This is a genomic window from Pseudomonas sp. FSL R10-0056, assembly GCF_009600105.1.
In the GTDB taxonomy this organism is placed as follows: Bacteria; Pseudomonadota; Gammaproteobacteria; order Pseudomonadales; family Pseudomonadaceae; genus Aquipseudomonas; species Aquipseudomonas bubulae.
The window spans coordinates 20169-29642 of sequence record NZ_WIWL01000206.1 but is presented as its reverse complement, the minus strand read 5'-3'; the positions used below and the strand labels follow the sequence as shown (position 1 = coordinate 29642).

The window sequence follows — 9474 nt, the reverse complement described above, 5'->3', positions numbered from 1 at the left end:
GGTCTGGCGCTCGGCGCGAATGCAGGCGGGCAGCAGGTCGAGCTGGCGCTGGCTGCCGATTACGCGGGTCGCGCCCAACAAGGCGCGGCGCGCATTTTTGCCCAGCCCGGCAAAGCCGTCCTCACCGATTCCCACAACTGTTAGCCAGGGCGACATGCCGATCCTCTTGATAAACGCCGGGTTGTTCCTCCGCTACCGGGCGAAGGCCCTGCGGAAACAGGTGCGCATGATAACGCGCCTTGCCCTGCACCAGAGTTCATCTTTACAGGTGGTAGCCGGTTGATGCCGTTGTACCGGAGATTCGGGCCAAGGTTTGCCTTCCGAGGGTTATGAGGCAGTCGCCAGTGACAGATGATCAGCTTGAGCCGGATGACTGGCTCGCCGCCATGCAAACAGGGTATCTGGACAACCTGGCGCGGCTCGATGCCGCGGGGCAACTCACGGCGCAAGAGTTTATCTGTCTGCAGCAGGTCATTGCGGTGCAACCGCAGCATGTCTATGCCCTTGAGCTTGGCGCGGACAACGCCCCGGCCGCCGATCTTGCCGGCCATTTCATCGTAACCCGGGCAGACAGCAACCCGCCGGGCGCATTCCTGTATTCCCCTCTCGGTGGATTGGAGCGCATCGCCAATTCAACCGCGCTGCGCACAACCCTCAAGCGGCGTCTGGCCGACCCGCTGGTACGTGACACCTTGCTGCGCTTTATGCCGATCGAGGTGCGTGAAGACCTGAAAAAACTGCGCTCCCTGAGGATCAGGCGGTGCTTGATTGAGGGTCGGGTATTTGAGCATCGCACACGCTCGTTGCAGGATCTGCGTTTGCACAACCTTGAGTTGTTGAGGGCGCGCCTGCTCGATCTTCCGTCCCTGCGCGGGGTGCTCAATGCACAGCTCACGCTGGCCCTGGAGCACGAGTTCCAGGGGTTGGGCCTGTCTGCTCAGACGCTGCAGGTCAACAGCTATGCGATGGCGACGGCTGGCAGCCAGCCACCGTTGTCGAGCATGATCCTTCTGGATCTGGCACTGGCGTACCTGGGCAAAGGCGAGTGGCCGGGTAATCACATCCGCGAGTATCTGAGCCCGACCGTAGCCTTCGATGCAGCTCAAGCACGATCACCCACGCTGGATGTGCGCATGTACCAGTTGGTCAGGGAAATTGTCGGGGGCATTCAGGCCGTGATGCAGCAGCAACTCGAAGCCTGGTGGTATCTGGACATAAAAGGGTTGAGCCTGAGGGTGCTGGCTGTTCAGTTTATGGGCGACCGGTTTTTCAATGGGTTGTTACAGGCTCGTCACGAGGGGCGGATTGATCCCGTGCAGTTCGATGCACTGCTGGCTGTGGGGCGCTCGCGCCTGAATGATGATCGATATGCCCATGGGCAATGGCGACCCGCCCGGCTGTCATTGCTGGGGCAGGGGGGCGCCAGGGTAGAACTGGCCGGGCTGTTCAGTGTGTCTGTACCGGTCTCCACTCCCGAGCTGTTTTTGTTCAGCGAACAGGCTGCACTTGAGCGCTTTGACAATGACGAGACGCTCAAGGGTCAGGTGCTCGCACGGCTCAAGGAGCCCCGCGACAGAGACAACCTGCTCGGTCATGTGTCACGGGATCAGCGGCCGGTATTGCGCCTTATGCTTGACCCGGTCCTGAGTGTCGAGACCATCGAGGGTGATCTGTTCGAAAACCGTGTGCGCTCCATCATCGACAAGCAGGCGCGGGATTTTACCTTTCTGCTCGGTGCCATACGTGGCAAGGACTGTAATGTGAATGCCGTGGTGGATCACGGGCTGGATGTGCGTGCGCTGCTCGACCCACGCTTGACGGAGCCCAACCAGCAAGGGCGCTGGAGTACCCGGCTGGCGCTTGATGGCCCGGCGACAGCTGCGGCTACGGCAGGTGACAGCGCTACGTTACCTTTGATCCAAAGCAAACTGCAGGTGCTCAACGGGCAGGTAGCCCTGATGCTGCTGGGCCGGCCCGAGCTCAGGGGCTTTGCCCACCGACGGCTCAAGCAGCATCTGGCGTCGCCTGGTTTGAGCCATTTGATCCCCGGGGATCTGGTGCTGCGTATTTATGGCACCGCGGCTTTGCGCAAGCAGTTGGAGCCGTTGCGGGTTATCCCGCTGGTCGATGCGTTGCTGGATCGGGTCACAGGCTGGAGTCCGCTCCCGGTCGATGGCGCGCGAATACGTCTTGGCGTGCAAAAAAACAGCCCGGACATCAAGCCGATCCATTACCCCGATGGCGCAGCCGTCCTGGCCTTGCTCGACCGCGCTTCTGTGGGCCTCGTTGCGCAATTCATGCAGCAACTGCACGGTTTTTACTATATGGGGATGGCCGCATTGGCGGGTTCGACCGTGATTAGCCGACTGGCCCGGTTCCGGGGCTCGGCGCTGCGTTACGAGGCATTCGTCAGGCAGATGGACGGACGCCTGGACAGTAACGGGAGTGCCATTGTCAGGGCTGTGCTGGAGCATTCGACTTACCTTGCACGACGGGCGCTCAACGGGTTTATCCCCGATGTCTGCGAGCTGGCGTTAACCCTGCCCGGCAGACGCCCAAGCATCACGCTGCGCAACTGCCTTGTGATGACCGGGCGCGGTGGCACTGACAGCGTCAACTCCGGGCAAGCCGTCTTGTGGACGGCAGCCTGGAGCCTGGAATGTTTCGATTCACTGGCATCATGCCTTGAGACCTTGCAGGCCCGCTTGCGGGATCGTGTTGAACAATGGCATCTGTTGCGCTGTATCAGCTTGCGTGAGCGCGAAAGGGTGCAGGCCGCCGTTGATGTGAAATGGACTGCCAGCGTGATCGACACCGACTGGCTTGAAGCCTGCCAGCGCCGGGAGACAGAAAAACACCTCAGTGATATCGGCTTCCTGCTGGAGCGAGGTGTGGTGCAGCAGGTGTCGGCACCGGAACTGGTCAACCAGGTGGATTGCTACTGGTCGGAGCAGGCGCAGTTCAATGTTGACGCAACGCTCGCCGCCGCCCGCCAATGGCAGTTCCGTGAGGGTTTGCCTGACTGGCTCAAGCACGCGGCGACCAGTGACCAGCAGGCCTACGGTCGAATCCTGCTGCGAATTCAACAGGCCGGGAGCGAGGGGTATTCGCAAGACGTGCCCGAGCTGCTCGACTATGCCCGCGAGCGGTTGTTGGCACGCTTGAAGGCTGACTTTCCGGGCGTGGCAATTGACCCGGACAAGGTCGAAATCAGCGTGGTGCAATACAGCGGACCGGCTGGCGGAGAGATCGCCGGAGGCGCGGCAGTCTCCAGGCTGAGGCGATCGCTGACGTATTTTGCCCTGAGTCATTTTTTCAATGTGCACTCTGGCGTGCGCAGCTATCGCTCACTGGGCGAAGAACCTTTGCCTGCGGGGCTGGATGACCACTATGTGAGTGAGCTGGTGCGTTCGCTGGATCTTGGCGAAAGCTATCAGGCCCTGCTGGTCGAAAAGCTCACCCCGGGCCATGAGGGGGCTGCACGGCGTCAGGGCTTGTTCTGTCAGCAGCTGCCTGCGCAGGTGCTCGAAGACGCGCTGCAAGCCCGAATCAAGGGCGCATTGAGCCTGACGGCCCATGATTTCGTTGAGCATGTACTGAACAGCCCGGACGCCAAAGCCCGCGAACGCTTCAAGGGCATCGAGCTGGTCGTGCGGCCACTGGCTTTTCGCGCCGTAACCGGTCGTCATCCCGACCGGGCGCAGGGCATGTACCTGATTGGTCCGGCTGCTCTGGATAGCGGGCCGCAGGTGTTGTATGTGCTCTACGGCAAGGGGCCTGCGCTTCGAGAGTACAGCAGCCAGTCCGATTTTCTGCATCGGTTGCACGGTTCTGGAGCCTTGCAGGACGAGGTGCTGGAGCGGCTGGAACCCCGGGTTCGTAAAATTTATGAATATGGGGGATTTCGCGAGCCGCATATCGGCTATGTCGATCCGACCTTGAGCTCGCCGCAGGTGGCCAATCCTCCCGCCAGCCTCGATCCCGGCCAGTTGACCGGTAACTGCCTGAACAGGTTGTACGTCGACACCCTCAATGTGCGGCTGGCCCTGGCTCGTACCCAGGCCCGCAGCGCAGCGCAGGCGGACTGGGCTTCCCTTGTGTATCTGCTGTCGCTGCTGGCGGACACTGCTTTGCTGATTCTGCCGGGCAAGCTGAGTGTGCCCTTGATGATCTGGCAGGCCCAGACCAGTGCACAGTCAGCTGCTCAGGCCGTGGCAGATGATCGCTGGGGGCAGGCCGTGTTTGATTTTGCCACGGCGTTGTTGATGATCGCGGGTAGCCATGGCGCACTGAGGCGCACAACCGGGGAACCTCACGTCGTTGCTGCCTTCGAGGCCCCTCTGGAGACCATGACCCGTGAACAGCAGGCCAGCTTGCGGCCCTATGCGGCCAATCATGTGTCGTTGGATAATCTGCATGAAGACACTGGCTCCGGGTTGTTTACTGACCCCGAGTCAGGCCACCGCTTTATCGTTCTGGACGGGCAGGTGTTTCAAGTCGCAGCCTGGCAGGATCGATGGCGTATTCATATTGGTGAAGACCGCGATGGCCCTCTGGTCAAACGCAGCCCCCATCAGCGCTGGGTACTCGATCTCAAGGAACCGTTGCCAGGCGGTGGTCAGGCACTGGGCACGCGGTCGGGTACATCGGGGAGCGTTTCGTTTGGCCGGGAGCACACAGTTACGGTCCTGGGCATGCCTGCCATCGAACGTCTGCAGCCACGCAAGGCCCAGGTGATTCGGGAGGCGCACGAACAGGCTATTCGCTATCTGACTGATTGCAGGGAACACCTGCAATCAGTCGGGTCCGCCAGCCAGCTGAATGCCCAGACCCGGCGCTTTCTTGCCAGGGTGTTCAGTGTGAGCCAGATCGACGACCCCTTGCTCGACAAGCTCAAACGCATCGTCGACAAACTGCTGACGGCCCTGCAATCCACCGAGTTTTCACCACAGCACTCCAGCCGCTACGGCTTGTACTCACCGCCCAACCCGCGAGAAGTGGCGCGAGTTTCTTCGCTGGGCAGCGTGATCAAACGCAAGACCGTGCTTTTTTCTCAGGGTTACTTCGCCTCGGCCGACGAGATTTTCAGCCTGTCAGTGATGGGGGTGGACGGCCGCGAGTTCGACCGGGTCAAGCATTCGACGGCCACCATTCTGCTCCATGAATTCAGCCACCTGGTCATGGGCACCATTGATATCAATTATCTGGGTGTAAGCCATCCCTTCGAAGAGTTGCTGGTTCCCGAGCGTGACTGGGATGGTCAGATACGTACGCTTAAAAGGCAGATGCAGGATCACCGTTATCGTCAACTGACCACCGAAATTCGCAAGGCAGATCTTTTCAAGGAGAAGTACAGCAACCGGCGCAGTTACCTGCCCCTCCCTTTCAAGCTGGCACACAGCTTGATCCACAAGACCCGCAGCAAAAACATCGAAGAGGTGCGTGACCGGTTTTTCAGTGACCCGGTGTTTCGCGAGAGGGTGATCCTGATGAATGCCGACTCTCAGACGTTGTTGATTACCTGGCTCGGGTACTTCAAACCGGCAACTGTCGCTGTCGTTTGATCCCCCGGAAAGTGCCCGGGTATCTATGTAGTGCCGTTGTCGTCCGGGGGCGCGATAGCGTGTTGTGCATTGTCCGCAAGCGAAGAGGGATCACCCATGAAGGCAATCACTTCCACATTTAATTCCGGTTCTGCATCGAACGAAACCTTCAATGTCCGCCCGATGGCTGCTGGCAACAGTGGGCAGGCCGAGGGGCTGGTGATGCAGTTAATGAACATCGCTTCCCAGGTTGATGAATTGTTGCGGCCATGGCCTGCACCGTTTTCGTATGCGTATTCAAGGCTGGTGAAAGCGCTGGCCCGCGCGGGGCATGACGTGCTGGAGCTCGACCGTATGCGGTTACGGGTCGCTGGCTTGCGTGAGCCGGTGTCGCTGATGGAAGCATTGTTGCAACAGGTCACCGGACTACAGCCGCTGCCGCGTGATCCCGAAAGAATAGAGGCGGGCCTGCACTTGCTGGATACCCCGGATCTCAATCCGCCCAAGCCACTTTCAGGCAGTGAATTAATCAACGTCATGGATCAGGCCGCAGCGGGGTTTTTCCAGGGGTATGTCAATCAGCTACGTGCGTTTTTCTATACCCCGGCCCCACCGCTGAGGGCCGATACGTTGATCGACAGGCTGTGTACCCTGAGGTTGGCGATGCTGCGGGCCGAATTGCAGCTGATGCAATCGGGCAACCGGCTTTCAGCGGCGGACCTGGCGGTGCTGGGCGCGGTGCTGAGCCAGCCGGTGAGCGCCCGGCGTCCAGCATTGGCAGGGTTTGTTCCCGATGTGTTTGCCATTGCACTATCAATCAATGGCGCACAGGCCGGGCTGGATATCGTCAACTGTCTGTTGTTCACCGAGCGCGGTGGTCAGCAGCCTGCAACTGCCGGCCGGGCCATATTCTGGAGCCCGGGTTCGGGGTTCGAAGGCTTTGCGTCGGTGGGCGAGTGCACCACCCAACTGCAAGCTCGCCTGGCGGACAAGGCACGGCGCTGGGAACTGCTGAGCCATGTCAGCACGGGCACGCAGCCGCAGGTTACGGCCTGGCTGGACAGCACCGCTAACGGGAAAATTGGCGGGCTTCAATTCGAACGTGTTGAACACGACTTTGTCCGAGAGACCCAGCTACGGGCTATTGCCAAGGTGCTGGCGGACGCCGGCTTTGCCTGCCGTACGGCTCAAGCCATCCCCTTGTCGGCGCAAGCCTTTGAAAATCTTATCCACAGTGAACTGGTACAAGGTCGGGCAGGGCTGGTGTTGGAGCCTGTGGTTGAAATGGCGCGCCTGCAAGCGTTTGAGGCGGCAATACCGCAGTGGTTGAAAAACGCCTCGCAGGCAGACAAGTTGGCTTATGCCGGGTTGCTGCAGCGCTATCCAGGGGCAGGGCAGGAACAGCAAAACTACCTGCATGATATCCCGCCGCTTGCCGAGTACGCCCGCGCGTTACTGAAACTGCGTCTGGAGCTCGACTTCGCGGGGCAGGCGCCAGACCCGGATGCGATCGAGGTGGTGATCGACACCTATGTGCCTTCCCCGGTACCGGTTGGTAGCACGCCCTCTTTTTTGCCAGCGGCGACGACGCGCACTGTTCAGACCCTCACGCAATTTTCGCTTAACGGTTTTTACCGGCTCAATGCAGGCGCGATTTCCTTGCGAGTCCCTAATGGCAGTGCGTTGCCGACGGCCTTGAATGCGACGTATGTAAAACGACTGACCCGACAACTGGAAATCGGCGCGCATTACCGTGCTTTGTTGCAAGACAAGCTGGCGCCCGGAAAACCGGGGGTGACCTTGCGCCAACAACAATTCTCCGAGCAGCTCTCGCTGCAGGTGATGGAACAGGCCCTGCGGGAAAAACTGATCGACCCTGGCCAGGAGATGGCGTATCGGTACATACAGCAGGTCATCAACATGCCAGATGGAGCGGCCCGCCTGACGTTGGACAGAATGCCGATCATCGTCCGGCCATTTGAGCTGGTAGCCGAGCCCGAAGCCGATCCTGATCGGGCCAGGGGGCTCTACATCATTGGGCCTGTGGAGTCAGGCGCCGGGCCGCAGATCCTGTGGGTCAACTACAGCGAGCGCTTTACATTCAAAGCGTACAACAACGAAGCCGCCTTGCTCGACGACCTGCGTATCAACACGGACCTGCAGGCGCTGGTGCTCCAGCGTCTTGAGCCCGAGGCCCGTAAAACCTACAACTATGGCGGTTTTGTGGAGCCCCATATCCCGCAGTATGTGGACGCGTCCCTCGGCAGTTTCATGCTCAGGCCGGCCCCCCCGACCCTGGCGCCAAGGCCCATCGCGGGCAATCTGTTTGAACAGTTGTATGTCGACAACTACCACCTGTTGCTGGACATGGCCGCCGCCCAGTCGAAGACCTCCGCCGAAGCCGACTGGGAGTCATTCAAATACCTGTTTTCGTTGATTGCATCGACTGCGTTGATGTTTTTGCCTGCCAGGCTGAGTATTCCCATGGTGGTCTGGCAAACGGCGGGTTTTGTGCAGCAGGGTTTCGAGGCCGCGCAAAAAGGCGAGTGGGGTGAAGCCGTGGCTGATTTTGCCTCGTCGCTGGCACAGATAGGCAGTGGTTATCTGACACTGCGCCAACTGAAAACAGTGACTCCGACAGTCTTGCGTCAGCCGCAGTCCGAAGTGGCGGTGCACCTCACGCCTGAGCAGGAGATCGGCTTGCAACCCTTTCAGGCCAATGATGTGGCCTTGCTGGAGCTCAAGCAGGACAGCCTGACCCGGTTGTACCGTCACCCGGGCACAGGTCTTCACTATGTGCTGCTGGGCGGGCATGTTTTTCAGGTGCAGGCCTGGCGCGAGCGCTGGCGCATTTTTATCGGAGAAGGCCGCGAAGGGCCGCTGGTAAAAATCAACGAACGTGAGCATTGGGAGCTTGATCTCAAGGAACCGCTACTGGGGGGCGGCCCTGTGCTGTCGACCACGGCTTCGATATCCGACCGCCTGACCCATGAGATGCAGGCCATCGGCATGGCCAGCATTGAGCGGCGTTTTCCTGACAAGGCACAGGCCATTCGCGAGGCCCATGCCCAGGCCGTCACCTACCTGCAGCGCAGTCAAAGCGCCCTGCACACCTTGCTCGAACCGGGGACGCAGAATGCCCGGAACCGAGCGTTGATACAGACGTTCTTTGATGTGGAACACGTTGATCAGCCGTTGCTTGACCGACTCAATGAAACGATCGGGCCCCTGCTTGCGAGGTTTTTGCATCCCGATCTGTCGCCGCTGACTTCCAGTAAATACGTGGTCTGCCGCTCCCGGTTCAACGACAAGGCCGTCGCCTGGATTCACCGCTGGGATTTGCACAAGCGCCTGTACTTGAGTGAGCATTTTTTCAGCACTCTATTTGAAACACCCAACGCCTTGAGCCAGGCATTTGTGAAAGCCACCCAGCCACCTTTCAGGACCAACGTGCATTATCGGGCGGCCTTTATGCTGCATGAGATCAGCCATCAGGCGCTTGATACCGAGGACATCAACTATCTGAATCCCGGCTTTCCTTACGAGGACCTGCTGGATGAATCAACCCCCCTGGGCAGCCAGATCAAGTCGTTTAACCAGATCGTCCAGAGTTGCCATTCACCCTATATCTCGACCGAGCACCTGTTTCAGCAATTTGATCCTGAAGAGCGCACCTGGGCGGATATACCCGCTAACCCGGGCAAGGCCAAAATCAAGGCGCTTAGCGGTGTCAGGACCCTTGAGCAAGCGCGGCCGATCTTTAAACACGATGCTCGTAAACGCATTGACCTCATGCTGGCCAATGCCGATTCCGTGGTGTTGTTGATCACCCGTCTGGGCCGGGATCATCCACAACTGCCCGAGGTTAATACACGGGAGTAGTCATTCCGTCCGGCAGGCTTTTCATGCACTCGCCCAAAGCAGGCATAAT

The 9474-nt window shown here is 59.7% G+C and carries 2 protein-coding genes and 1 pseudogene; 2 read left to right on the top strand and 1 reads right to left on the bottom strand.

The genetic code is table 11. From position 1 onward, the window contains the following. Positions 1-156 (bottom strand): annotated as a pseudogene (locus GHO42_RS19600) (cobalamin biosynthesis bifunctional protein CbiET); the annotation flags it as partial. 188 nt (positions 157-344) lie between these two features. Here GHO42_RS19600 and GHO42_RS19595 point away from each other — a divergent pair. Next, positions 345-5564: a dermonecrotic toxin domain-containing protein gene (locus GHO42_RS19595; RefSeq protein WP_153328523.1), complete on the top strand. Its 5220-nt coding sequence runs from the start codon at positions 345-347 to the stop codon at positions 5562-5564. A gap of 96 nt (positions 5565-5660) precedes the next feature. Beyond that, a complete protein-coding gene (locus tag GHO42_RS19590) occupies positions 5661-9425 on the top strand; it encodes a dermonecrotic toxin domain-containing protein (RefSeq protein ID WP_095031343.1) in 3765 nt (1254 codons plus the stop codon). Positions 9426-9474: the final 49 nt, after the last annotated feature.